Genomic DNA, 23,000 nt, shown 5'->3' with positions numbered 1-23,000 from the left:
GTCGTGTCGGGCACCGGCACGCCCCGTGTGCCCGTTGCGTGCCCGATGCTCAGATGCGGGCACCGGAGGACGGCGGGTCGCCGTCGTCGTCATCGCCAGACTCTTCGGTTTCCTCCGGTTCGACGTCGCGCCCGCGGACCGAATCGGCGAGTTCCTTTGCGGCCCGCTCCCCCACCGCATCACTCAGTTCCCTGGCCCGGTCCTCGCGCGCGTGCAGGTAGACCAGCGCCGCCCGCGTGCTGGAGTGCCCCATCCGGTTCATCAGCTCCCGCAGTGAGGCGCCGGCCTCGGCGGCGTAGGTGTTCCCGGCGTGGCGAAGGTCATGGAAGTGGACGCCGGGAAGCCCCGCCTCGGCGCGCGCGGACGTCCAGATCGCCGCGAAATTGGTGCGTCGCAGCGGATTGCCCCGCTTGCCCACGAAGACCAGTCCGTCCGGCCCCTCCTCGGCGTAGTCCGCCAGGTGCCGCCGCAGATCGGCGATGATCAGGCCGGGCAGCTGCACCGTGCGGCGGCTCGCCCTGGACTTGGGCGGGCCGAACCGGACTCCCCCGAGTTCATAGGCGGTCTCCCGGACGGTCACGGTCCGCCGGTCGAGGTCGAGGCGGTGCCGCCGGAGCCCGACCAGTTCGCCCCACCGCAGACCGCCGAACGTCGCGAGCAGCACGAGCGCCCGGTAGCGCGCCGGGACGGCACCGGCCAGCCGGTACACCTCGGCCACCGACAGCGCCGGACGCTCCTCGCTGTGCTCCTGGCCCGCGCCCTCGATGCGGCACGGGTTCTCCCGGATGAGCCGGTCCCGCACGGCGGTGTTCAGGACCGAGCGCATCAGCCGGTAGGCCTTGGCCACGGTCACCTTCCCGACCTTGGCCCTGCGCCGAGCGGCCCGCCAGGTGCGCACGTCGGACTCGCGGATGTCCTTGAGGAATATGTCGCCGAACGTGGGGTTCAGGTGCAGGCGCAGCAGGCTCTGATACAGGTCGGCCGACCTCGGCGCGAGGTCGCGTTCGGCCACCCACTTGTCGGCGTAGTCACGAAACGGCACCGACCCCGCGTCGGGGTCCCACCAGCCGTCGCGGGTGATCTCAGCCTCCTTGAGGGTGAGCCAGCGGTCCGCCTCCTTCCTGGTCGCGAAGGTGAAGGGGGCCGGCCGGTCGATGCCGTCGGGGCCGGGATAGCGCGCCTGCCAGCGACCGGAGTTGAGTTGCCGAACGCGTCCGAACCGCCGCTTCTTCGACGCCATTAGGCAGCCCTCCTCGTGTGCAGGCGAACGGGCTCGACGACGCCGGAGGCGATGAACTCATCCAGCGCGGTTTCCGGGATGCGCACGTGCCGTCCGATGCGCACGAAGGTGATCCGCCGTTCCTCGATGAGGCGACGCGGGTAGCGCTCGGAGGTGTTGAGCCGCTCGGCCGCTTGGGCCACGGTGAGCAGTCGGCCGGTGGCACGGGTCCTCTTCCTGTCCATCACGCCGCCCTTTCTCCGGTTGCCGAAAGATCGGTCTGCCGTGCCGCGTCGAGTTGGGCGCGGCGTTTGAGCGACTCCCCCACCGCGCGTAGAAGCCGGTGTTCGCGCGGGGGAACGTCGGGGTCGGTGGGTCGGGCGAGTTCCCAGGCGACGTCGTTGCTCGCTACGGAGAGCCGCACGGGCGAGCCGGGTTGCCCGGTGTCGTCGTCGGGGTCGGCTGTGGGGTCGACGCCGAGGGCGTCGAGGACCCAGGCCAGCCGGTCGGCCTTGTGGTCGGCCAGCGTCTTGCCCGACCATTTGCGCGAGACCAGCACGCGCCGCCCGGCATAGCCGAGGTGTTCGCGCTTGTGGGCTTTGGACCGGCAGTAGCCGGGGCGCAGGCCCGCTTTGGCGTCTTGGGGTTGGATGCCGTAGCGCAGCCAGTTGGCGCAGCGCGGCGAGCAGGGTTCGAACCGCAGCGCCTGCACCAGCCGGTCAACGTGGCGTTCCTGCGCGTCAGACTCGATCGTGTGGCATTCGGCGATGTCCTTGGTCAGGTACTTCGCCAGGTAGCGCACGCACCGGTCCGCGTCGGCCGACCCGGCAAGGACCCCTTTGGCATCCACCTGCGGACCGAACCGCACCACGTGCATCGGCTCAGCATCCAGGTCGTCATCGAGCGCGTCCAGTGCCTCATCCCAGGTGGGCAGGAGTTCCCCCGTCACGGGGTCGAGGTAAGTCCCGGCGTCCTCATCCCAGACCGGAACGCGCGCCCCCTCGTACTTCACTTCATCGGCCGCAGGCCACCACACCTGGTGGTAGGTCGCCGCCGCGATCTGGCGCAGCTCTGAGCGGGGAATCGTGCCCCGGGTGGCCATGTGCAGGTGCGGCGCGAGGCGACGTTGAGGTTCGACGGTGGCGAAGTACTGCACATCGAAGCCGGCCACCCGGCGCAGGTTCTGCACGAACCGGTCGATCAGCTTGGAAAAGTGCAGCGCATCCCGAGCCGCCCGCCGATAGTCGTAACTGCCCGGATCCACCGGAGTGCCATCACTCTTCACCCGCCCGTAGCTGTCACACGTGAGGGTGACGAACAGGGACGGCCGGAAGACCTTGCCCGAGGCCGGATCCTCGAAGGTCTGGCCCACGGTGCGCCGCACCATCGGACGCTTGGGCAGCTCCGGAGCATCCTGGCGCCGTTTCGTCGAGCGGACCCGCCGCGGCTTCGACGAGGAGCCCGAGTCCGGAGAGGGAGCGGCCTTGCCCCGCAGCCCCGAGCCAGTGATCTCCTCGTCGAGATCAGCGATCGCCGCATCCAGCGCCGCCAACGCATCCGGATCGGCATTGCCGGAGGAGGCCAGCGCATCGCGTTCGGCGGTGACCATCGCGCGCTTCTCCACCCAGGAGCGCTGCACCTCGGACGGCTCATCCGGAACCACGGTCGGTTCCTCGGCCAGGTGCCAGCCCTCCTCACACTGCGTCCGGCGAATGGAGCGCTTACGGCGCGCGCAGGAAGGGCAGCGGGATTCCAGCGTGGACCCGCACGGCACGTCCACGATCTCGGTTGCTCCCGTGGCCAGATCAGTACGCCGAAGAGATACCGGACGGATGCACACGCCCTTGTCTGCGGCGATCTGCTCGGCGACCTCCCGCGCCAGCGGTTGGGCCATCCGCTCGGCGCGGGTGGTCTTGCCGGTCGGAGTCGGCATTCAGGCGACCCCCTCAGCCGTCATGGCGTCGATGTCGGCATCGCTGACGAACGCGGCCCGCACCCGCACCGGCACCGGGGAGCCCTCCAGCCGGACGAAGGCCACCCCCGGCAAGTCCGGGTCGATCAGGTGCGCGTTCGCGCCTCTCTCGCGCGCCCCGTCGCCGAGCACCATGTCCACCTGGCTCGCTTCATCCAGGCGTAGCGCGATCTTGTCGGGGAAGAGGTTGCGCAGGTTCAGCACCTCCTTGCGCGGATCCTGGAGTGCGGCCAGCACCGACACCCCGACCGAGCGGCCCTGGCTAGTGAGGGTGGCGAGGGCGTTCTCGGCGCGGCGGCGGATGTCGCGGTCGGGGTGGTAGGCGGTCACAAACGCCACCTCGTCCACCACCACGGCCACGAACGGGTCATCCTGGGTGGGCGTATGGGTGCGCTGCTTGCCCGCATACCGCGCCGCCCGGTCCTGCATGGTGGCAACCGCCGCTTCGAGCAGGCCCACCGCTGTCTCCCCGGTGTCGGCATACCTGGCGAACAGGGACCGTCCGTAGGACAGCTCCATCCGCTTGGGATCGACCGCCCACACCTGCGCCGTACCGTCCTCGATCGCGGGCAGCATCGCGCGCACCGCCGACCAGATCACCGAGCCCTTACCGGCACCCGTCACCCCCACGGTGAGCACGTGGGTTCCGTGCAGCCGCAGCCGCCACGGGGCGCCGTCCTCACACAGCCCCATCGGCAGCGCCTTGAGATCCACCTCGGCCGGAACCTCCAGCGCGTCAATCGGGTCGGCCAGGGTGTCGAAGCGGGGGAACTCCAGCACCACATCCCGAGGCCCGTTGACGGTCACCCGGCACGACGGCGCGCCGAAGCCGTGCGCCAGCTCGCTCACCCGCTGTTCCACATCGGTCGGGGCGGTGCCGGCCACCAGGCGCACCCGCACCCGGTCCGACCACTCAGAGCAGGTCACCCGCCGGATGCGCGGCAGGTACTGGCGCTCCTGGTAGGACTCCGCCAACCCGGCGACCACCAGCACCGGTTGCCAGTGCCGCCGATACACCCACACCCACCGCCACGCCGCCAAAGCCCGCAGCGCCACACACCGCCGGAACAAGTCCGGCCACCGACGCCACCACACCAACAACCCCACATCGGCCACCGACCACACCACCGCCAGCGCCACCCAGCCGAACCAGTGCGCGACCGCAGCCGAGACCGCCACCGTGCCCACCGCGACGGGAAACCGGATAGGCAGCAGGACGAGCAGAGTCACGAGGCGGGTGATCCAGCGGGCGAGGATGAAAATCCCCGGGGTCTCCACCACCGGAGTGGAGAACCGCACCGTTTGCGCCGGAACCGGCGCGGTGGGCTGCACCGCGGCCCCGGCGTTCCTGGAACGCAGCATCACACCTCACCGCCGTCCAGGCCGCAGCGCTCCCGCACCTCGGCCAACTGGCGACGCACATCAGCCGCCACGTCCTGAGCTTCAGCGTCATCGGGGTGTTCGGCCGCGACGCGATCGAACAGCGCCGCCTTGCGTTCGAAGAACGCCACGTCCTCGGCCGGAGTCTCGGGCGAGGTCCCGCCGAAGCGGCCCAGGACCTCGGACAGGAAGTCCGCCACATCCCGGGCGGTCACGCGTTCTGGCTGTTCAGACATAACCTGGACACACCTCTTCCAAAGGATTCGCAGCTGGAGGGAGAGAGAAGGGGCGGCCATCGGTGTTGCAGCACCAGGCCGCCCCGCCTTGCTTTGCTACTGGGGATCGGTCGGCAGACCTCGGAACATCCGCTCGCACGCCACCGCGAACGCCTGGGCCTGTTCGGCCAGCAGCCGCGCGAACGCGACATCGGAGGCCGAGACCCGCGCCGTGTCGGAGGTGCCCAGGGTGAGCCGGGTTCCGGCCACCTCCAGCACCAGCACCGGCGTGCGCGCCGGGTAGGACCGCGCCGTGGCCGAGGAGCCGCCGCGTGCGTGCAGGCTCACCACGTTGGCCGCAGCACCGCCGCGCCCCGCCATCAGGCAGCGTCCTTCGCGGCCGGAGCCGAGCGACGTCCCGCACCGGCAGCGCCGGGAGCCTTCACGCCCCGGGCGCGCAGCGAGTAGGCCACGCGGGGACGGCGCCCGTTGTCGTCGACGTAGGGCATCACCGCCATCCCTTCGAACTCGATGGGGCGGAACGGCAGGCCCGGCACCTCATCGGGCAGCGTCGGGCACACCTCGGCGGCGACCTTGACCTTCACGCTCTTGGCCTTGCCCCGCGCCTCGGGGTCGGCGTCGATCACGTCCACCGCCCACAGCGGCAACCCCGACTCCTTGTCCAGCTGGGGCCGCTTGGTCTCGAAGTCGGTGATCGCCTCCACGCCCAGCGCATACGCCCCCGCCGGGAACACCGTCCCGAACGCCACCGGCAACGCACCCTGAATCGCCATCAGACCCATTCCCATCTATCAGGAAGCAGAAAAACCACAACCTGTACTGTCAGGTTGTGGTTCGACGGTATGCGAGCGAATCTGATAGGTCAAGTTGTGCAGGACTGATTTTCTGTCCGGTTCAGTTGAGCGGGTAGACATCGCGCAGCTCGTGCCGGTCACCGGGCAGCACGGCGTCAATGAGTTGCAGCGCCTTACCGTCGGCATCATGGCCGGTCACGACGATGTTGAGCACCGCAGAGCCCGGCGTGATCCCCAACGCCTGGGCCTCTTCGGAGGTCGCCGCGCGGGCGATGGTGCGTTCCACCGCGTGGTCAAGCCGGATCCTCTTGCGTTCGAACAGGTGCCGCCGGATGCTCGGCCCCAGTGGCTCAGCCGAGGTGAAGCGGGTGCCCGAGGCCAGTTCCAGCGGGAACCATGCCGAGACCAGTTCGGTCGGCCCGTCCTCGTCGCTGATCACGTACTGGCGCAGGAACGCCTTGACCGGAGTGGGCAGCTCCAGCAGGTTCGCCGCCCGGGGCGAGGCGACCACGATGCCGGCCTGCAGCAGCTCCGCCGACTGGGCCTCTTCGGAGCCCTCCAGTAGTTCGAGGCCGGGCCGGGACAGCTCTTCGGTCGCCTTGGGTGCCGTGCCGCGCACGTAGGAGCCCGAGCCGGTCTGGGTGTAGATCAGGCCCTCGTCGCGCAGCACGTCCAGGGCGTTGATGACCGTCGGCCGCGACACCTCGAACTCCTGGGACAGGCGTCCCTCGGAGGGCAGGGCGTTTCCCGGGCGGTAGGCACCGGAGGCGATGCGTTCGCGGATCACCCGCGCCACACGCTCGTATTTGCGTTCGCCGTCCTTGGCCGTCATCCCTACCATCCCAGGTCAGCCGACATGATCTATCAAATGAGACTAACAGCGGGACCTGTAGACGTCAGCCCTACAGGTGGTCTCCCGCCACACATTCATGCTCGCGCCGCACCAGTCGCACCTTGAGGCGCATCGTCGCCGCGTCGCAGGCGGTGAAGTGAATGCCCCCGTGCACGGCGATCCAGCCCCCGTCCGGCAGCGGCCGGAAAATCCATCCCGGATTCTCCCGGGCGAGCTCCTTGGCGATCAGCCCTCGAATCCGCGCCAACTGCGCGTCCAGCTCAACCACCGCCGGTCATCCCCGCCGGGGCAGCCGACCCTGAAGGTAGCGCACCACCCCGCGCGCCGCCGCCCACGGATCCGAGGCCACCGAACGCTGATACAACCCGTCGTGCAGCACATAGGAGCCCCGCTGGGTGGCCGAAACCCACACCGAGCCGCCCGGAGCCTCGATGCGCAGTTCGGCCAGGCCCTCGACCACGGCCGCGTCCACGCACAGCCACGCCAGCCGCGCCCGCAGCGCGTTCAAGTGCGCCAGCTCCCGCGCGGTGTTGCGCTCGCAGCTCACGCAGCGCCCTCCTGCGGCACCACCGCGGTCTCACCCGAGCCGCCGCAGTCCCAACAGTCCTCCCGCGACTTCTGCACGTCCAGCCGCGCGAAGTCCGCGCGTCGCAGAGAGCGCCGAGCCCGCACCCAGCGCCAGCCCCGCCCCCGGCAGGTGTTGCACGTACCGCCCGCATTCCCGTCCATGCAGACGACGATTCCGTTACGGGACAGGCGTTCCCATCCCCACTGGCTATCCCAGGTGGGGATAATGGCGGTGGCCGAATCCGCGAGACGCGATCGAGAGGCCCCGATGCCCGCACGAGCGTTGGAACCGATCGGCATTCCCGTATGGGCATGGCGCCGCGAGGAGACCCGCCGCCTCCTCCAGGAACGCGACGTCGCCGGCCTCCTGCGGTTCGCCCAACGGTACGGCGGAGCCAGTCAGACCAGACTCGCCGCCGCCACCGGAATCGCCCAGGGGCGTATCAGCGAGATCCTCAACGGCCGCAAGAGTGTCACCGCCTTCGAGGTGTTCGAGCGCATCGCCGACGGCCTGAACATGCCCGACCCCGCCCGGATGCTGTTCGGCCTGGCCCCGCAGAACCTGGCCATCCTCACCGGAGATGGCAGCGCCAACGCCGCCGCAGCCCCCGCCATCCCCGCGCCTAGCGTGGAACCCAACGGGCAGGAGGACAGCGTGAGACGACGCGAATTCGTTGGCCTTGCAGGATCGACCCTGTTCGGCGCGGCAGCGGCACCGGTGGCCGGGCTGGAGGACATCGCCACCGCCCTCACCCGCTACGCCCAGAGCGCCCCGAGCCCGCCACCGCAGAGCCTCAGCCTGCCGTCTCTGGCCAAGGCGGTCCGCGCGGCCAAGATCGGCTACCAGGCATGCCACTACTCCACCGTGGTCAAGCAGCTCCCCGGCCTGCTGTCGCGCCTGGACACCGCCACCCGGCACTTCGACGGAGACGACCACCTCAGAGCCCAGGTACTCAAGGCCGAGGCCTACCACGTCGCCGCCAGCGTCCTGCTGAAGTCGGAAGAACGCGGACTGGCCTGGTTGGCGGCCGACCGCAGCATGCAGGCCGCCGAGCGCAGCCAGAACCCCACCACCGTCGGCGCCAGCGCCCGTATCGTCACCCACGCCCTGATGAAGGACCGCCACTACGGCGCGGCGACCGAACTGGCCTTCACCATGGCCGAACGGCTCGACAGCGCCGAAGGCGAGCCCACGCCCGACTCGCTGTCGGTCTACGGCGCCCTACTGCTGCGCGGAGCAGCCGCAGCGGCCAAACGCGAAAACCGCGGCCAAGCACTGTCCCTGCTCGACGAGGCCGAGACCGCGGGCCGAAAACTCGGCGGCGACCACAACCACCAGTGGACCGCATTCGGCCCCACCAACGTCCTCTTGCACCGGGTCAACATCGCCGTATCACTGGGCGACGCGGGCAGCGCCATCGACCACGCCCGCCAGGTCGAGCTGGCCAACATCGACGTCACCGAACGCAAAGTCACCCTGTTCGTCGACGCCGCCCGCGCCTACAGCCAGTGGAACAAACTCGACCGCGCCTATGAAGCCCTCATGACCGCCGACCAGCTCGCCCACGAGGAACTGAAGGCCCGCCCGGTCGTCCACGACCTCATCAACGACATCAGTCAGCGCGCGAATGGCCACCTGCGCACCAACATCACCGAACTTGCCGAAAGGGTGGGCCTCACTCGATGAGCAACGGCAAAACGCTCTACGTCGTCGTCTGCGCGGCCGGCCCCGCCGCCGACGTCGGATTCCTCATCGACCAGGCCCACGAACAGGGCTGGACCGTCCAGGTCATCTCCACCCCGAACGCACTGGCCTTCATCGACACCGAAGCCCTCGAAAAACAGACCGGCTGCCCCGTCCGCAGCGCCCACCGCAAACCCGGATCCCCGCGCAGCCCCAAAGCCGACGCCATCATCATCGCCCCGGCCACCTTCAACACCATCAACAAACTCGCCAACGGCATCGCCGACACCTACGCCCTCGACGTGGTCAACGAAGCCATCGGCCTCGGCATCCCCGTCGTCATCCTCCCGTTCGTCAACTCCGCCTACGCCAACCGCGCCCCCTTCCAACGCAGCGTGGAACTCCTACGCAAAGAAGGCATCCCAGTCCTCATTGGCCCAGAGGTGTTCGAGCCACACAAATCAGGTAGCGGAAGAGAAAACACAGCCCATTTCCCGTGGTCCGCCCCTCTCAATGAAATAACTTTCAAGCAATAAGTTAGACGTCCGCCTGAAGAGACTTCGCGCAACGTGATTTTTGATCAGCTCATTTCCACGCTCGGCGCCGCCGGGGGAATATCGGCGATTGTAGCCTACCTCACCTCTAGAATTCAGAGAAGCGCTACCGTCGAATCAGCTCAGATTGCCGCCTCCGCCCAACTCAACTCCGCATTGCATCAACTTCAATCGCAGTCTGATCTAGAACGACAAAAAGTAACTCAGACTGAAAAACAAGCGTCCTTCCAGGCGCTGAGTGTCTGGCTGCACGACCTTGAAGTCATGATAGATGACATCTGGGCTGGACTCTGCGGTGAAGACCTCAGCGAAAGAGAGAATGCGCGGAGACTTATAGAGGAAATCCCGTGGGAGGGGCGACGCCTTCCACGCGAAATAGTGCAGAGGAAATACTTGTGGAGTAGTGAGACACGAAACCTGGTTGGTGAAATCATCGGCCATCTAGGGACCCTATACAACACATCCAAGGGCGCACTTGTCTGCCTGGATGACGAACGCACAATTTCCCCTTTTTACGGTAAAGACGAGAGGCGGGTTAGGTTAGGGGAATGCAAGTCGGAAGTATGGCAAGCTCGGAGTGATTTTCTGTCTCTTCGAGAGATGGTATATTCCAATCTTCATGATGAGACCTTCGTTCCCTCGAGTTTAAATTCGAATCGGTTGCCGAATTGAGCTGTATGAGATCAAGACGACGGCGCTTCGCGCCGTCGCTACCGGCTTGCCGTCCGCGCGCTCGGGCTGCGGGCTGGCGCCCGGTCCCGAGCGTGCGGACGGACGCCGGGATGGATTGAGGCGAAGGCCGACCGCAACTCATCCGGCCCCGCAGGGACGCGCCGTCGCGTTGGTCGGCTCTCAGAAGCGCCACAGCGACCTCTGAGTCTTCCGCGCTGTCGATCCGGCGTTCTGGGTCCCGAGGCACTCGATCGCGCGACTCTGACTGTCTGAGGCTGAGGCGCCGACGCGATCGAGCACCTCGGACCGGGACCGTGGTTGCTCACCGCTGGGGTTGCCGTGTGCGTCGCTGTAGGCGAGCATGAGCGCCCCACTATCTCGGGGGCACCCTTGGCCCCTACCGGAGCGGCGGAAGGCATATGGCGCTGCCTCAGAAGGGTTCACGGATCATCACGGTCGATGGCGTCGCCTACCGGTGGCGGGTGCGCAGCCGTCCCACCTACAGCCAGGGCATAGGTCAGGCGCCCATGACCTTCGCCGTCGAACTCGCCGACAGCCCCGGGCGGACACTCGTGGTCACCACCCCGCACCCGCATCCGGGCAACTGGATGGGAGCATCCGCCACCGCGATCACCCCTGCGGCCGTCGCCGCGAGCATCCGGGCAGCACTCGACGAGGGATGGCGGCCGGACTCCCCAGGAGCGACCTACCGCCTCAGCCGGTAACCGGGATCCGTGCCCGTTGCGTGCCCGTTGAGGGGAAGGATCACGGGGACTCACGGTCACTCAGAGAGCTCACTCAGGGAGCGACGGCCGGTTCCGTTGCAGGTGAGCCCTCTCACAGATCGACCGATCGGCGGGTCAGCGATCTTCCAAGCTGGTCGTGCGGGTTCGATTCCCGTCGCCCGCTCCACAGCAGCAAGGGCCAGGTCGTCCCCGATGCCGGGAACGCCTGGCCCTCGGTCGTGTCGGCGGTCGTGCCGCAGGGATGGCGGGGATCGGACGGCGGCGTGCCGCGGCGGGGGAATAGCCTGGTGCGCGGGGTATGTTCTTTGATCGGGCGCCGTCGCCCGTTCGACCGGCGCGATGGCGGCTCCGCCCGCGTCGCGGCCGGCCCGCGCGCCGTGCTGATGGGTGGAGTGATGACGAGGACCGATCCGCCGCGGGGCAGTGCGCCCGCGCTGACGCTGAACTGGTTTTCCCCGCCGTCGCCGACGGCCGGCCCCGTGATCGTCACCGGAGTCTTCGACGTCCTGCACGTCGGGCACGTGCGCTATCTCTCCGCCATCCGCGAGCGAGGGTTCCCCCTGGTCGTCGGGGTCGAGGCGGACGAGCGCGTGCGCGCGTGGAAGGGGCCGGGGCGCCCCGTCAACCCGGCCGAGGAGCGCGCCGAGGTGCTCGCCGCGCTGGCCTGCGTCGACGGGGTCTTCACCATCTCCGGCTCCCCGGACGTCACCGACTGGGAGCACTACGCCGAGCTGCTGCGCCCACTGCGCCCGGCGGCGCTGGCCTACACCAGCGGCGACCCCTACGCCGAGGCCAAGCAGCGCGGCGCCGCGGCCCTGGGGGCGCAGGCCTGGGAACTCCCGCTGACCGAGGGCCGCTCGACGAGCGCGACGCTGGGCCAGCTCACCCGCTCGCTGTGACCGGCGCGCCGGGCGCGCCCCCGACCGGCCTGGATTTATTCCCGCCCGCCCGGCCCCGTGTCCGCACCCTGCCACGCGGGAAGCTCCCGGTGACCGGCCGCGTTGAGGTGATCGTCCGATACGTCGGCACATGAGCGGAAATGGGGCCGGGCATGGCAATGATGATGGGCGGACCGCCCGCCTTCAGAGCACTCGTCAACGACGGCGCGGCGAGGGGCGCGCGCCTGCCGCCGGGCACCATCGGGCGCATCATCGGCTACGCACGGCCGCACTGGCGGTCCATCGTGGTGTTCCTGCTGGTCACGTCGTTCAGCGCCGGGATCGTGGTGGCCAACCCGCTGCTGCTGAAGGCCATCATCGACCGCGGGATCGCCCATGGGGACGCCTCACTGGTGACCGGGCTGGCGCTGGCCGTCGGCGCGCTGGCGCTGCTGGAGTCGGTCCTCGGCCTCACCGGCCGGTGGCTGTCGGCCCGGATCGGCGAGGGCGTCATCTACCTGCTGCGTACGCAGGTCTTCACGCACGTCCAGCGGATGCCGCTGGCGTTCTTCACCCGGACCCAGACCGGTTCGCTGATCAGCAGGCTCAACACCGACGTCGTGGGGGCCCAGCGGGCGATCACCTCGGTACTGCAGTCGGTGGTGTCCAACCTGATCAGCGCCGTCGCGGTGCTGGTGACGATGATGGCGCTGTCCTGGCAGATCACCCTGGTGGCGCTGCTGCTGGTCCCGCTGTTCGTGCTCCCCGCCAAGTTCATCGGGCGCAAGGTCGCCACGGTCTCGCGCGACGGGATGGAGCTCAACGCCGAGATGAGCTCGCTGATGACCGAGCGGTTCAACGTGGGCGGCGCCATGCTGGTGAAGCTGTACGGCCGGCCGGAGGAGGAGAGCAGGGGGTTCGCCCGGCGCGCCGGGATGGTGCGCGACATCGGTGTCACCCAGTCGGTCTTCGGCGGCCTGCTGTTCACCCTGATCGGCCTGATCACGGCGCTGGCGACGGCCACGGTCTACGGCATCGGCGGCAACCTGGTGATCGGCGGCGCCTTCGAGCTGGGCACCCTGGTCGCGCTCACGACGCTGCTGACGCGGCTGTACGGGCCGATCACCGCGCTGTCCAACGTGCACGTGGAGGTGATGACGGCGCTGGTCAGCTTCGACCGGGTCTTCGAGATCCTGGACCTGAAGCCGATGATCGAGGACGCGCCCGATGCGGCCCCGCTGCCCGAAGGTCCACTGCGGGTGGAGTTCGACCGGGTCTCCTTCCGCTACCCCTCGGCCGAGGAGTCCTCGCTGGATTCCCTGGAGCTCATGCCGCACGCCGAGACCCTCGACGACACCCAGGTGCTCAGCGAGGTCTCCTTCGCCGCTGCCCCCGGGCAACTGGTGGCGCTCGTGGGCCCCTCGGGGGCGGGCAAGACGACGCTGACCCACCTGGTCTCCCGGCTGTACGACCCCACTGAGGGGTCGGTGCGCATCGGCGGGCTGGACCTGCGCGGCGTCGAGGGCCAGTCGCTGCGCGACACCGTCGGCGTCGTCACCCAGGACACCCAGCTCTTCCACGACACCGTCGGCGCCAACCTGCGCTACGCCCGGCCCGACGCCGACGACGACGAGCTGATCGCGGCGATGCGCGCCGCGCAGCTCGGCCACCTGCTGGACGCGCTGCCGGACGGGTTGGAGACGATGGTCGGCGACCGCGGCTACCGGCTCTCCGGCGGGGAGAAGCAGCGGCTGGCGATCGCCCGGCTGCTGCTCAAGGCGCCCTCGGTGGTGGTGCTGGACGAGGCGACCGCGCACCTGGACTCCGAGTCCGAGGCGGCGGTGCAGGAGGCGCTGCGCACCGCGCTGGCCGGGCGCACCTCGCTGGTCATCGCGCACCGGCTGGCCACCGTGCGCGAGGCCGACCAGATCCTCGTCCTGGAGGACGGCCGGCTCCTGGAGCGCGGCACGCACGAGGAGCTGCTCGCGCACGGCGGCCTGTACACCGCCCTGTACCGCACCCAGTTCGCCGCGCAGGAGAAGCGCGGCGCCGCCCGGTGAGTCACGGCCCCTGAGGCCGGCGGGAGGGCGGGCGCGCACGGGCGCCCGCCCTCCCGCGTCGTCCCCGCCGGCTCGGGGCCGGTCCTAGACCCCGGCCGGCTCGGTGGTTCCGGCGGTCTCCTCCTGGGCCGGGCCGACCTGCGTCGACAGCGGCTTCTCGGTGACGAAGAAGGAGAGCACGAAACCGACGAACGCGATCGGGACGGCGAAGAGGAAGATCGGCGGCATCGCCTCGGCGAAGGCCCGCACGATGAAGTCCTGCACCTGCGGCGGGAACGCCTTGAGCATCTCGGGGGTCAGCGAGCTGATCCCGGCCTCGCCGCCCTGGACCTGAATGCCTCCCGCGGCCTCCGGCGGCAGGGACGCCATCTGGTCGTTGAGCCTGCCGACGAACAGCGCGCCGAAGACGGAGATGCCGAAGGACGCGCCGATCTGCCGGAAGTAGTTGGTCGCCGACGTCGCGGTGCCCAGGTCGCGCTTTGCAGCGGTGTTCTGCACGATCAGGATGAGGTTCTGCATCACCGAGCCCACCCCGAGACCCAGCACCAGCATGCCGGACGCGTTGAACAGGTAGGGCGTGTCGGCGTCCATCTGCGACAGCAGGACCAGGCCGACCATGATGACCGCCGTGCCGATGATCGGCCACTTCTTGTACCGGCCGGTGGCCGAGATGATCCGGCCGGTGCCGATGGTCGCCGTCAGCATGCCGGCCACCATCGGCAGCATCAGCAGGCCCGATTCCGTGGCCGTCGCGCCGTTGACCATCTGCAGGAAGGTCGGCAGGTAGGAGACCGTGCTGAACATCGCGATGCCGACGGTGACGCCGATGATCGAGGCGAGCACGAAGTCGCGGTCGGCGAAGAGGCGCAGCGGGATGATCGGCTCGGCGGCGCGGCGCTCCACGACCACGAACAGCGCTGCGGCGGCGACCGCGGCGGCGGCCAGGCCGAGGATCACCGGGTCGCTCCACGCGTACTCGTTGCCGCCCCAACTGGTGGCCAGGATGACGGCGGCGCTGGCTGCGGCGAGCAGGGCGGTGCCGAGGTAGTCCAGCCTGGGCTTGGGCCCGGAGGGCTTGGGCAGCCGCAGCACCACGGCGGTGACGACGAGCGCGACCGCGCCCAGCGGCAGGTTGATGTAGAAGATCCAGCGCCAGTCCATCTGGTCGGTGAAGAATCCGCCCAGCAGCGGACCGGCCACCGAGGACAGGCCGAAGACCGCGCCCATGAAGCCCATGTACTTGCCGCGCTCGCGGGCCGAGACGACGTCGGCGATGATGGCCTGCGCGCCGATCATCAGCCCGCCGCCGCCGATGCCCTGGACGGCGCGGAAGACGATGAGCTGGGTCATGTCCTGGGCGATGCCGCACAGCACCGAGCCGATCAGGAAGACCACGATGGCGAACTGGAAGACGCTCTTGCGGCCGAAGAGGTCGCCGGCCTTGCCGTAGATCGGCATTCCGATGGTCGCGGCGAGCATGTAGGCCGTGACCACCCAGGACAGGTGCTCCAGCCCGTTGAGTTCGCCGACGATGGTCGGCAGCGCCGTGGAGACGATGGTCTGGTCCAGCGCGCCCAGCAGCATCGTCAGCATCACGCCGACGAAGATCAGCTTGACCTGTCTGGGGCCTGGATTCGCGCCGGACGCCTCCGGTTCCGGCTCGGGCGCGGATCGCGCGGTGGTCGTACTCATTGGGCGAATGCTCCTGGTGTCGCGAAGGTCACGCCCACGCGTGGCCTGAGGTCATGGTCAGGACGGCGTGCGCCACCGCGGTGCTCGCGGTCGAACACGGCCGGGCGGGTCAGGTCCCGGCGGAAGGGGGGCCGGACGAGGCCGGGGTCAGATCCCCTGCTTCAGTACGTCGAAGGTTTCGGCGAGGATGCCGTGCAGCTCGCCGCGGCCGCCGTTGCACACCCAGCGCCGCATGGAGAACCGCATGGCCGCTGTGCCGACGGCCGCGGTCAACTGCGGCCGGACGGCGTCGGGGTCGTCACCGGTGCGTTCGGCGACGGCGACGGCTATGGCGCGCTCCGTTTCGATGAACGCGGTCATGAACTGGGGGCGGAGCAGCTCCGGGTAGCGCGCCATCAGCTCCTTGCGCCACCGGACCTCCTCGATCGACGGCGCGTACTCCTCGAAGGGCGATGTCAGGAGCAGTTTCAGGTCCTCCACCGTCTCGCCGGTCGGTCCCCCTTCGGCGAAGATCCGCATCGCCTCGGGCCCCGGCTGCGGCGGCCCGTCTCCGACCAGCGCCTCCTCCTTGGAGGAGAAGTAGTTGAAGAACGTCCGCGCCGAGACGTCGGCGGCCGCGGCGATGCCTTCGACCGTGACGTTCTCCAGCCCGTCCTCCGCGGCCAGCCGCAGCGCCTCGTGCTGCAGCGCCCGTCGCGTCGCCTGCTTCTTGCGCTCCCGCAGCCCCAAGGCGTCCACCCCCGACTTCCGACACCGACAATATTTGCACACTGCGCAAATTTTCGCAAAGCGCATTTATTATGACCCTTGTCTCACCCCGAGGAGGGAATGGAAGCGTCCCGCCCTCGCGGGCCCGGACGAGCACGGCCCTCGCCCCCGGAACGCGCTCCAACCCCCGGTCCCGGAGCCCTCTTCATCGTGACGGCGCCCCGGCCACGGCCGCTGCGAGTCGGCATGGACCGGTGTGGAGGAACGCTCCCGGTGGAACAGGAGCCGACCGGGATTCGACACCCCACCGGAGATCGTGCAGGCCGTCCTCGCCCTGCACCGGGTCGAGAGCGACCACCGCGCACGATGAAGGGCTCAAGGGTGCGACGTGCCGGCTTCGACCGCACCGCGCGCGGCTGCGGGCCTCAGCGGCGCGACAGCCGGTCGATCTCGGTGAGCACCCGGTCCACGTGCGGACGCACCTGTGCCCTCAACTCGCCGCTCCAGCCCTCCTCGGAGTAGCGGCGGTTGAGATACAGCTCCTTGGCGTGCTCCAGGACGGGGCGGCACTCCGGCGGGAGCCGGGCCAGGGCCCAGTCGGCGGCGGCGTCCTTCGGCTTGATCTCGCCGGTGGCGAGCGTGGTCCAGATGCGAGCCAAGGTCAGCACGACGTTGCGGGTGTCGCCGTCCAGTTCGTCGAGCAGGTCGGGGATGCCCGCCACGCTCGCCCGGAGCAGGTCCGCGTGCGGCACGGGGTCCAGGACCTGCGCCGGCGGCGGACCGGAGAGGGGATGGTCTCCGGCCAGCACCGTCGTGATCAGCAGGGCCAGATCCGGCATCGGTTCCGGCCGAGGGACCGCACCGGCCTCGAACTCCTCGCGCAGCCACTCGCCGTACAGGAAGTCACCGGTCGGCGGGAACCTCCACGGGCGGACCTCGGACTGGACGACCACGGTGAGTTCGATCGGGCGGGTCCCGTCCGCGAGACCGGAGATCGTGAGCAGTCCGCCGAGGAGTGCCCGTCGCCGCCGATCGTCCATGCGCCGCCGGGAGACGACGAGGACGTCCACGTCGCTGGCCGGTTTGAGGCCGCCGAGCACGCAGGATCCGTGCAGGTAGGTGCCGATGGCCTCACGGCCCAGCACGTCGCCGACCAGTCCCACGACCTCGCGAGTCCGATCCATCACCCCAGTGTCCACCACCGGCCGGGAGAGCTGCATCCGCTTTTCCCGGTGCGTGTGCACACTCCAGATCGTTGACGGGGCAAGACGGGGACTGCTTCCGGGCCCTGCCGTGGTCCCGCCGACCTGGTGAGGCTGTCGTCGGCGCGCAGCGTCCCGTGCGGGTGCGGCGGGGCCGGGAAGGCCGAATCGGAGCAGCAGGAGCGATCGGGCGTCACTTCTTCGACTTCTTTTTCTTTCCGGATTTCTCCTTGGCGCCCTTCCCGGTCGGCCCGTCCCGGCGGTCCTTCTTCTTCTCGGGCCTGTCGACCTTCTGCTCCTTCTTGTCCTTTTTGGCCTTCTTCTTTTCCTTCTCGGCCTTCTTGTCCTTTTTGTCCTTCTTCGGCTTCTTGGCGTCCTTGCCGGTCAGGTGGGGCTCCAGGGTGGTGGGGAGAGGGGCGATCCCCGGGCCGCCGGCGAAGATCCAGTCGTCGAGGTCGTCGATCAGCCGGTCCTCGGTGAAGTCGCCGAGCCATACCGGCCGCCCTCCCGCGGCGCGACCGGCCGAGGAGGGCTGGACCACCACGACGTTGGCCTTGAAGCAGATGCCCAGACACGTGCTGAGGCGCACCGGGACCGCTCTGCCCTCGTGGTCGCCCAGGGCGCTCAACCGCGCCAGTTGGCCCTTGTGGTCAACGCCGGGGCGCTTCTTCTTCGTGCCGCAGCAGCAGCCCCGGCACACCACGAGCCGGCACGGCCCGCCTGACGGCGTCACCACGTTCCACCCCTTTCGCGCCGATTCGCCCGTTTGTCGCTATCACCGTATCGGCGCAGTTCAGGGCGGTGAGCATCGGCACCTCGAGGGTGGGCGAGGGGCGCGGCCTCAGACCCGGAACGGCCGCCATGCCTCGGGCAGACCCGCGTCGGACAGGTCGGCGCACGCCTCCGCCGGCCAGCGGAACGGCAGCCCCGCCGCGAGCCAGGCGCGCGGGGCGTCCATGAGCTGGAAGCGCACCTGGGGTTCGGTCGAGCTCCCCGAATTGCCGCAGCGCGCGACGGGATCGCCGACCGCGACCCGGTCGCCCGGGCGCACCAGCAGCGATCCCTTCTTCAGATGGGCCAGCGCGGCGAAGGCGCCGTCGCCGAGATCGATGACCACGTGGTTGCCCAGCAGACCGGCGGGGCCGCGCAGTTCCCGGACCGCGCTCTCGGCGATCATGCCGAACAGCCACGGCCAGGAGGTGCGGCTGCGGTGGTCGCGCTGCCGATCGTGCGCGCGCACCACCACGCCGTCGACCGGCGCGTACACGGGCGCGCCGAAGCCGGGGAAGTCCTCGGGCGCCCGGCTCAGCGGCCGCCACCCGATATCGGGGCGGGAACCGTCGCCGGGTTCGGCGACGAGCCCGACGGCGTAGGTCTGGCCGTAGGCGTGCATGCCCTGGCTGGGGACGTGGTCGGCGGGGCTGCTCAGCGCCATCCACCGCCCGCGCACCGGCGGCGCGACCGTCCTCGGTTCGCCGCGCACCCGGCCCAACCGCAGGTAGACCAGCAGTCCGATGGCGAACACCGGACCCCGCACCCACCACGACAGGTGCAGCAGCCCGCCGAAGGCGAGCAGGAGCGCCCCGCCCCACATGAGCGGCACCCGGACTCGGGCCAGGAGGACGGGCAGGAGCGGCGGGCGCACGCGCGTGGAGGAGGGCATACCTCCATCTTCCCGGCGATCCCGGCCCTTCGGGCCCCGGGTCGGCGGTTCCAGCACCGGTGCGGTCGGAACCGCCGAGGAGCGTTGACCCGCTACCGGAATGCGCTAGAACCGGCGCGGGCGGCCGCGGCCGGAGGTGAGCCGGCGCAGGGCCCGGGTGATGGTGGCCAGTTCGTTGCCGCGGCCCCGGCGCGCCACCGGGCGGCGGCCCGAGTGGGACCTGCCGCCGGCGGGGGAACCACCGGCCGAGCGTGTGTGGAGGAGGCGCCGTGCCTCTCCGACGATTCGGTTGAGGGCGGACATGAGGGGTCACTCCCTTTGTTCAGGTCCTGCTTTTCCTCCTACTGCCCCGAATCGGCGTGATCACGCACCGGCTCCGCCTTTTCCGTCGGCGCGGATCACCGTCCTCCCCGGTAGGGCCCGCCGTGGTCGCGGCCGCGGCCGTGGTGCCGCTGTCGGCCGAGGTACTTCACGGCGGCCCCGGTCGCCTTGTCGACCTGCCGGTCGTACCTGCCGCCGGTACGCCGCTTCACGAACTCCCCCGCCGAGTGCACGCCTCGGCTCGCCTGGTGCGGATTCCTCCTGACGAAGTGCAGGACCTGTCGCAGCATGCTCTTCCAGCCGGCCATCCCCGTCACACCCTTTTCGTCCGTGTCGTCTCAGGCGCTCTGCCAGGAGAACGCGTCCGCGCCGCCGCGCGTTCCCCGCGTCTCCCCCTGGACAGCGGCGCGGCCCCGGCCACCAATGGGGCCGGGGCCGCGCGCGGACGCTACCGCTGCTCCTCGGGATCGTCCTGGCGGCGCTCGCCCTCCTCGCCCTGGCGGTCGAGGTAGTCGTTGGCCGCGCCGCCGGCCCGGTCGATGTGCTCGTCGTACTTGCCGCCGGTCCGGTCCTTGGCGAAGCCGGTGGCCTTGTCGATCCCCTCCGAGGTTTTCTCCCTGTTCTGGGTCGCCGCCTTCTTCAGCTTGTCGAAGGCGTCTCCGAGTCCGGCCATCGTCATTACCCCCTGTAGGACGCAGGCACGTTCCTTTTCGGCCATACCCGATCACGGACATCGGCATGCGTGAAATGCGGACTCGATGATCAGATGCCGAGGACGGCACGGGCGACGGTGAAGTAGATGAGCAGGCCGGTCGCGTCGACGAGGGTGGCGACCATCGGGGCCGAGACCACCGCGGGGTCCACGCCCATGCGGCGGGCCAGCAGCGGCATGCTGCTGCCGATGACCGCCGCCCAGGTGCAGATGGCGATCACCGAGGCCGCGACCGCCACCGCGATGTCGAACCCCACCAGGGACGATCCGATGATCAGCGCGATCAGCGCGAGCATGATGCCGAGCAGGAATCCGACCCGCGATTCCTTCCAGGCCACGCCGGGCAGGTCGCGGATCCGGACCTCGCCGACCGCCAGGGCGCGCACGATCGCCGTGGCCGACTGCGAACCGACGTTGCCGCCGGTCCCGGTCAGCATCGGCACGAACAGGGCGAGCGCCGTCACCTCCTCCAGGGTCCCCTCGAACCCCTGCATGACGTTAACCGTCAGGGTGGAGGCCACGATCAGCAGCAGCAGCCACACCGACCGCGCCCGGGCCAGGCGCAGCACGCCCACGGCGACGTAGTGCCCGGCCACCGGGCTGGCGCCGGACTGCCGGGCGATGTCCTCGGAGTCGGCGGCCTCGATGAGCTCCAGGGCGTCGTCGAAGGTCAGCAGGCCGACGAAGCGCTCCTCCGAGTCCACGACCGGCAGCGCGACCAGGTTCGCCTGCTGAACGAGGCGGGCCGCGTCCTCGGCCGGCTCGGTGGCCCGCACTCGGGGCACCAGGACGTCGACGACGTCCTTGATCGCGGTCTCGGGTTCGCTGACGACGAGGTCGCTGAGCCGCACCGTCCCGGCCAGGCGCCGCCCGTCGTCGACCACGGGCAGGATGTCGACGGTCTCGGCGTCGGTTCCCCTCGCGCGCACGACCTCCAGCGCCCGCCCCACCGTGAGGTCGCGGTGCAGGATGACCGTCTCCGGCGTCATGTACCGGCCGACGGACTCCTCCGGGTAGCCCAGCAGGGCCGCCGTCATCTTGCGCTCGGAGGGGCTGAGCCCGGCCAGCGCCCGCGTGGCGATCTTGGCCGGCGCCTCCCCGATCAACCGCGCGCGGTCGTCGGGGTCCATCTCCTCCAGCAGCTCGCGGAAGGCCCCGTCCCGCAGCCCGACGAGGATCTCCTGCTGGTGGAAGGGGTCGAGCTCCTCGAAGACCTCCAGTTCGCGGTCCTTGTCGAGCAGCCGGAAGGGGACGGCGGCCAGATGGCTGTCCATGCGCGCGAGTTCGTCGGCGATCTCGTAGGGGGGATGCTCGGCCAGCCACAATCGCATGCCGGTGAGGTCGTTGGCCTCGACCAGGTCGATCAGTTCGACCCGCTCTTCTTCGTCCATGCCGAGCACCCCCTCGTCATAACGCGCCATCCGGGAATCCGGTGGAAGCGGTCGCGCACCCCCCGGGGCACGCGCGGGCCGGGACACGGGGCCATGGGCGTGCGCGGACCGGCCGTGCACGGGCGGCTGCGGGTGTGCAGCGCTCCCGGATGCGGGATGGGCGTGCCGACTCGGCGGTCCGGGCCACCGACGCCGCGGGCGGTGGCACACACGTGGAACGGGCCGCGACGGCGAGGCGCCGCTCGTCTGCCCGGGGAACACACCGACCCTACCGGCACCGCGGACGATCGGGCGCACCCGCCCGGCTCTCAGGAGCGCCAGATCACCACGAGCGCGCAGTCGTCGTTCTTGTCCTTGCTGAGGGTGTCGACGACCTCGTGGGCCCCTGCCCCGAAGCCCCTGGTCACCAGCTGCTCGGCGACGCCCAGCAGGCGGTCGACCCCGGCGTCGAGGTCCTCGCCCGGGGTCTCGATGAGTCCGTCGGTGTAGAGCATGATCGCGTCGCCGCGGCGCAGCCGCCCCTTCACCGGGGTGTAGGTCATCTCGGGGATGACGCCGAGGACGACCCCCTTGGCCTCGGTCGTGGACCAGTTCCCGGCGCCGCTGTCGAACTGGACCGCCGGCGGGTGGCCCGCCGAGGTGATGAGGTAGTCCCCGGTGTTGAGGTCGATGCTCAGGTGAACCGCCGTCACGAAGCCCTCGCCCACGGCGGTGCGCATGAGGTAGTCGTTGCAGTGCGCGAGGAAGTCGGCGCTGGGAACGGCGCTGATCAGACCGCCGAACGCGCCGGACAGCAGCAGCGCCCGGGTCCCGGCGTCCACGCCCTTGCCCGAGACGTCGACCACGGCGAGGTCGAGGCGGTGGTCGTGGCGCATCGAGACCACGAAGTCGCCGCCGAAGGAGGACCCGCCGGCCTGCTGCAGGATCGCCGTGGAGCCCCATCCCTCGGGCATGTCGGGCAGCCGGCCCTGGGCGCGCAGCCGGTCGCGCAGCTCCAGCAGCATCTTCTCGCCGCTCAGGCCCTGCACGCCGAGCCGTTCGCGCACGCCCGACAGCAGGTAGGCCAGCACGGCGGTGACGCCGATCGTCACCAGCAGTCCGGGGCCCACCTGGCCGAAGTCCAGCGCGAAGGCGGTGAACAGCAGCACCGCCGCCACGACCACGAGCAGGAACGCGAGGCTCTTGCGCTTGAGGAGCAGTCCTCCGGCGAGCACCGTGAGGATGACCGCGCTGGGCGGGAACCAGCCGGGCGGTCCCCACACCGCGCCGATCCCGATGCCGACGGCGAGCACGACGAGCGTGATCAGCACCAGCCGGTACCGGAACAGCACCTTGCGCCTGAGCACCGCGACCAGTCGCTGCGCCAACGAGCGTGCGCGGCGAACGAGTCTGGGGGTGGTCGAGGTGTTCATCGTTGCCGAACTGTAGCGCGCGAAAGCATCCCGAGCACGTTGCGCCACGGATGCCGCGGCCGTGATTCGGCGTATGGGGTCGGCCGATATCCGCCCAGCGTGCAAGCCGGAAAAAGCGCAGAACTACTCATGGTCCAGTATGAGCCGAGAACCCGGCGGGCGTCAGGCCTTCCGTCCCCGTTCATCCGCGAATTGGAGCGAAATCACCCCCCGGGGGGAGACCCTGCGCGACGGGTCCGGGCGCCCCTGTCCGGCGGCACCGGCAAAACCATTGGCGCCGGCCG

Annotated in this window: 25 protein-coding genes; 6 read left to right on the top strand and 19 right to left on the bottom strand. The window is 69.9% G+C overall.

Annotation, left to right across the window (positions count from 1 at the left end):
• Nucleotides 1-49: 49 nt before the first annotated feature.
• The 10 genes from HDA32_RS07195 to HDA32_RS07150 form a co-directional block, all read right to left on the bottom strand.
• Nucleotides 50-1,240 carry a tyrosine-type recombinase/integrase gene (locus HDA32_RS07195; protein WP_179642460.1) on the bottom strand — a complete coding sequence of 397 codons (1,191 nt, stop codon included), beginning with the start codon at nucleotides 1,238-1,240 and terminating at the stop codon, nucleotides 50-52.
• Nucleotides 1,240-1,464 (bottom strand): excisionase family DNA-binding protein, encoded by a 225-nt coding sequence (locus HDA32_RS07190; protein ID WP_179642459.1) that lies wholly within the window; start codon nucleotides 1,462-1,464, stop codon nucleotides 1,240-1,242. Before HDA32_RS07190 ends, HDA32_RS07195 begins: the two co-directional genes overlap by 1 nt.
• Complete coding sequence (locus HDA32_RS07185; protein WP_179642458.1) at nucleotides 1,464-3,152, bottom strand: replication initiator; 1,689 nt, start codon at nucleotides 3,150-3,152, stop codon at nucleotides 1,464-1,466. Before HDA32_RS07185 ends, HDA32_RS07190 begins: the two co-directional genes overlap by 1 nt.
• The gene (locus HDA32_RS07180; RefSeq protein ID WP_179642457.1) at nucleotides 3,153-4,553 is read right to left on the bottom strand and encodes an FtsK/SpoIIIE domain-containing protein; all 1,401 of its coding nucleotides are present in this window, start codon (nucleotides 4,551-4,553) and stop codon (nucleotides 3,153-3,155) included.
• Nucleotides 4,553-4,807, bottom strand: coding sequence for a hypothetical protein (locus HDA32_RS07175; protein WP_179642456.1), 255 nt, complete (start codon nucleotides 4,805-4,807; stop codon nucleotides 4,553-4,555). The genes HDA32_RS07180 and HDA32_RS07175 overlap by 1 nt, the downstream gene beginning before the upstream one ends.
• Before the next feature lie 96 nt (nucleotides 4,808-4,903).
• Complete coding sequence (locus HDA32_RS07170) at nucleotides 4,904-5,167, bottom strand: hypothetical protein (RefSeq protein ID WP_179642455.1); 264 nt, start codon at nucleotides 5,165-5,167, stop codon at nucleotides 4,904-4,906.
• Nucleotides 5,167-5,580 (bottom strand): plasmid replication, integration and excision activator, encoded by a 414-nt coding sequence (locus HDA32_RS07165; RefSeq protein WP_179642454.1) that lies wholly within the window; start codon nucleotides 5,578-5,580, stop codon nucleotides 5,167-5,169. The genes HDA32_RS07170 and HDA32_RS07165 overlap by 1 nt, the downstream gene beginning before the upstream one ends.
• Before the next feature lie 121 nt (nucleotides 5,581-5,701).
• Nucleotides 5,702-6,433, bottom strand: coding sequence for a GntR family transcriptional regulator (locus HDA32_RS07160; RefSeq protein ID WP_179642453.1), 732 nt, complete (start codon nucleotides 6,431-6,433; stop codon nucleotides 5,702-5,704).
• Between the two features lie 70 nt (nucleotides 6,434-6,503).
• On the bottom strand, nucleotides 6,504-6,722 hold the full coding sequence (locus HDA32_RS07155; RefSeq protein ID WP_179642452.1) for a hypothetical protein: 219 nt from the start codon (nucleotides 6,720-6,722) through the stop codon (nucleotides 6,504-6,506).
• 6 nt (nucleotides 6,723-6,728) lie between these two features.
• The gene (locus tag HDA32_RS07150; protein WP_179642451.1) at nucleotides 6,729-7,001 is read right to left on the bottom strand and encodes a hypothetical protein; all 273 of its coding nucleotides are present in this window, start codon (nucleotides 6,999-7,001) and stop codon (nucleotides 6,729-6,731) included.
• 288 nt (nucleotides 7,002-7,289) lie between these two features.
• On the opposite strand from HDA32_RS07150, the gene HDA32_RS07145 reads away from it, so the two are divergent.
• The 6 genes from HDA32_RS07145 (at nucleotide 7,290) to HDA32_RS07120 (ending at nucleotide 13,615) form a co-directional block, all read left to right on the top strand.
• Complete coding sequence (locus HDA32_RS07145; protein WP_179642450.1) at nucleotides 7,290-8,708, top strand: helix-turn-helix domain-containing protein; 1,419 nt, start codon at nucleotides 7,290-7,292, stop codon at nucleotides 8,706-8,708.
• The gene (locus HDA32_RS07140; protein WP_179642449.1) at nucleotides 8,705-9,241 is read left to right on the top strand and encodes a flavoprotein; all 537 of its coding nucleotides are present in this window, start codon (nucleotides 8,705-8,707) and stop codon (nucleotides 9,239-9,241) included. Before HDA32_RS07145 ends, HDA32_RS07140 begins: the two co-directional genes overlap by 4 nt.
• Nucleotides 9,242-9,274: 33 nt before the next feature.
• Nucleotides 9,275-9,931: a hypothetical protein gene (locus HDA32_RS07135; protein ID WP_179642448.1), complete on the top strand. Its 657-nt coding sequence runs from the start codon at nucleotides 9,275-9,277 to the stop codon at nucleotides 9,929-9,931.
• 419 nt (nucleotides 9,932-10,350) lie between these two features.
• The gene (locus HDA32_RS07130; protein ID WP_179642447.1) at nucleotides 10,351-10,656 is read left to right on the top strand and encodes a hypothetical protein; all 306 of its coding nucleotides are present in this window, start codon (nucleotides 10,351-10,353) and stop codon (nucleotides 10,654-10,656) included.
• A gap of 416 nt (nucleotides 10,657-11,072) precedes the next feature.
• A complete protein-coding gene (locus HDA32_RS07125; RefSeq protein WP_179642446.1) occupies nucleotides 11,073-11,576 on the top strand; it encodes an adenylyltransferase/cytidyltransferase family protein in 504 nt (167 codons plus the stop codon).
• A gap of 152 nt (nucleotides 11,577-11,728) precedes the next feature.
• Nucleotides 11,729-13,615: an ABC transporter ATP-binding protein gene (locus HDA32_RS07120; protein WP_179642445.1), complete on the top strand. Its 1,887-nt coding sequence runs from the start codon at nucleotides 11,729-11,731 to the stop codon at nucleotides 13,613-13,615.
• 84 nt (nucleotides 13,616-13,699) lie between these two features.
• On the opposite strand, the gene HDA32_RS07115 is transcribed toward HDA32_RS07120, so the two are convergent.
• From HDA32_RS07115 to HDA32_RS07075, 9 genes are all read right to left on the bottom strand, one after another.
• On the bottom strand, nucleotides 13,700-15,307 hold the full coding sequence (locus HDA32_RS07115; RefSeq protein WP_179642444.1) for an MDR family MFS transporter: 1,608 nt from the start codon (nucleotides 15,305-15,307) through the stop codon (nucleotides 13,700-13,702).
• A gap of 147 nt (nucleotides 15,308-15,454) precedes the next feature.
• On the bottom strand, nucleotides 15,455-16,045 hold the full coding sequence (locus HDA32_RS07110) for a TetR/AcrR family transcriptional regulator (RefSeq protein ID WP_312863079.1): 591 nt from the start codon (nucleotides 16,043-16,045) through the stop codon (nucleotides 15,455-15,457).
• A gap of 395 nt (nucleotides 16,046-16,440) precedes the next feature.
• Nucleotides 16,441-17,199 carry an aminoglycoside adenylyltransferase family protein gene (locus tag HDA32_RS07105; protein ID WP_179642443.1) on the bottom strand — a complete coding sequence of 253 codons (759 nt, stop codon included), beginning with the start codon at nucleotides 17,197-17,199 and terminating at the stop codon, nucleotides 16,441-16,443.
• A 211-nt stretch (nucleotides 17,200-17,410) separates the two neighbouring features.
• Nucleotides 17,411-17,953 carry a (2Fe-2S) ferredoxin domain-containing protein gene (locus HDA32_RS07100; RefSeq protein WP_312863078.1) on the bottom strand — a complete coding sequence of 181 codons (543 nt, stop codon included), beginning with the start codon at nucleotides 17,951-17,953 and terminating at the stop codon, nucleotides 17,411-17,413.
• 105 nt (nucleotides 17,954-18,058) lie between these two features.
• Nucleotides 18,059-18,880, bottom strand: a complete 822-nt coding sequence (locus tag HDA32_RS07095) for a M23 family metallopeptidase (RefSeq protein ID WP_179642442.1) — start codon at nucleotides 18,878-18,880, stop codon at nucleotides 18,059-18,061.
• Nucleotides 18,881-19,278: 398 nt separating this feature from the next.
• Nucleotides 19,279-19,491: an antitoxin gene (locus HDA32_RS07090; RefSeq protein WP_179642441.1), complete on the bottom strand. Its 213-nt coding sequence runs from the start codon at nucleotides 19,489-19,491 to the stop codon at nucleotides 19,279-19,281.
• Between the two features lie 158 nt (nucleotides 19,492-19,649).
• A complete protein-coding gene (locus HDA32_RS07085) occupies nucleotides 19,650-19,874 on the bottom strand; it encodes an antitoxin (protein ID WP_179642440.1) in 225 nt (74 codons plus the stop codon).
• Between the two features lie 89 nt (nucleotides 19,875-19,963).
• The gene (gene mgtE / locus HDA32_RS07080; RefSeq protein ID WP_179646519.1) at nucleotides 19,964-21,304 is read right to left on the bottom strand and encodes a magnesium transporter; all 1,341 of its coding nucleotides are present in this window, start codon (nucleotides 21,302-21,304) and stop codon (nucleotides 19,964-19,966) included.
• Nucleotides 21,305-21,612: 308 nt separating this feature from the next.
• Nucleotides 21,613-22,716 (bottom strand): PP2C family protein-serine/threonine phosphatase, encoded by a 1,104-nt coding sequence (locus HDA32_RS07075; RefSeq protein ID WP_179642439.1) that lies wholly within the window; start codon nucleotides 22,714-22,716, stop codon nucleotides 21,613-21,615.
• Nucleotides 22,717-23,000: the final 284 nt, after the last annotated feature.

This window comes from Spinactinospora alkalitolerans (assembly GCF_013408795.1).
Taxonomy (GTDB): Bacteria; Actinomycetota; Actinomycetes; order Streptosporangiales; family Streptosporangiaceae; genus Spinactinospora; species Spinactinospora alkalitolerans.
The sequence above is the reverse complement of the archived record's forward strand: the minus strand, read 5'-3'. Positions and strand labels throughout refer to the sequence as shown.

Excerpts from the sequence above, each read along its gene's own strand:
- HDA32_RS07195 (WP_179642460.1), bottom strand. The coding sequence starts at position 1,240 with ATGGCGTCGAAGAAGCGGCGGTTCGGACGCGTTCGGCAACTCAACTCC.
- HDA32_RS07090 (WP_179642441.1), bottom strand. The coding sequence starts at position 19,491 with ATGCTGCGACAGGTCCTGCACTTCGTCAGGAGGAATCCGCACCAGGCG.
- HDA32_RS07085 (WP_179642440.1), bottom strand. The coding sequence starts at position 19,874 with ATGGCCGGACTCGGAGACGCCTTCGACAAGCTGAAGAAGGCGGCGACC.
- HDA32_RS07170 (WP_179642455.1), bottom strand. The coding sequence starts at position 5,167 with ATGGCGGGGCGCGGCGGTGCTGCGGCCAACGTGGTGAGCCTGCACGCA.
- HDA32_RS07185 (WP_179642458.1), bottom strand. The coding sequence starts at position 3,152 with ATGCCGACTCCGACCGGCAAGACCACCCGCGCCGAGCGGATGGCCCAA.
- HDA32_RS07105 (WP_179642443.1), bottom strand. The coding sequence starts at position 17,199 with ATGGATCGGACTCGCGAGGTCGTGGGACTGGTCGGCGACGTGCTGGGC.
- HDA32_RS07120 (WP_179642445.1), top strand. The coding sequence starts at position 11,729 with ATGGCAATGATGATGGGCGGACCGCCCGCCTTCAGAGCACTCGTCAAC.
- HDA32_RS07125 (WP_179642446.1), top strand. The coding sequence starts at position 11,073 with ATGACGAGGACCGATCCGCCGCGGGGCAGTGCGCCCGCGCTGACGCTG.
- HDA32_RS07175 (WP_179642456.1), bottom strand. The coding sequence starts at position 4,807 with ATGTCTGAACAGCCAGAACGCGTGACCGCCCGGGATGTGGCGGACTTC.
- HDA32_RS07115 (WP_179642444.1), bottom strand. The coding sequence starts at position 15,307 with ATGAGTACGACCACCGCGCGATCCGCGCCCGAGCCGGAACCGGAGGCG.
- HDA32_RS07075 (WP_179642439.1), bottom strand. The coding sequence starts at position 22,716 with ATGAACACCTCGACCACCCCCAGACTCGTTCGCCGCGCACGCTCGTTG.
- HDA32_RS07165 (WP_179642454.1), bottom strand. The coding sequence starts at position 5,580 with ATGGCGATTCAGGGTGCGTTGCCGGTGGCGTTCGGGACGGTGTTCCCG.
- HDA32_RS07160 (WP_179642453.1), bottom strand. The coding sequence starts at position 6,433 with ATGACGGCCAAGGACGGCGAACGCAAATACGAGCGTGTGGCGCGGGTG.
- HDA32_RS07095 (WP_179642442.1), bottom strand. The coding sequence starts at position 18,880 with ATGCCCTCCTCCACGCGCGTGCGCCCGCCGCTCCTGCCCGTCCTCCTG.
- HDA32_RS07130 (WP_179642447.1), top strand. The coding sequence starts at position 10,351 with ATGGCGCTGCCTCAGAAGGGTTCACGGATCATCACGGTCGATGGCGTC.
- mgtE (WP_179646519.1), bottom strand. The coding sequence starts at position 21,304 with ATGGACGAAGAAGAGCGGGTCGAACTGATCGACCTGGTCGAGGCCAAC.
- HDA32_RS07140 (WP_179642449.1), top strand. The coding sequence starts at position 8,705 with ATGAGCAACGGCAAAACGCTCTACGTCGTCGTCTGCGCGGCCGGCCCC.
- HDA32_RS07180 (WP_179642457.1), bottom strand. The coding sequence starts at position 4,553 with ATGCTGCGTTCCAGGAACGCCGGGGCCGCGGTGCAGCCCACCGCGCCG.
- HDA32_RS07190 (WP_179642459.1), bottom strand. The coding sequence starts at position 1,464 with ATGGACAGGAAGAGGACCCGTGCCACCGGCCGACTGCTCACCGTGGCC.
- HDA32_RS07145 (WP_179642450.1), top strand. The coding sequence starts at position 7,290 with ATGCCCGCACGAGCGTTGGAACCGATCGGCATTCCCGTATGGGCATGG.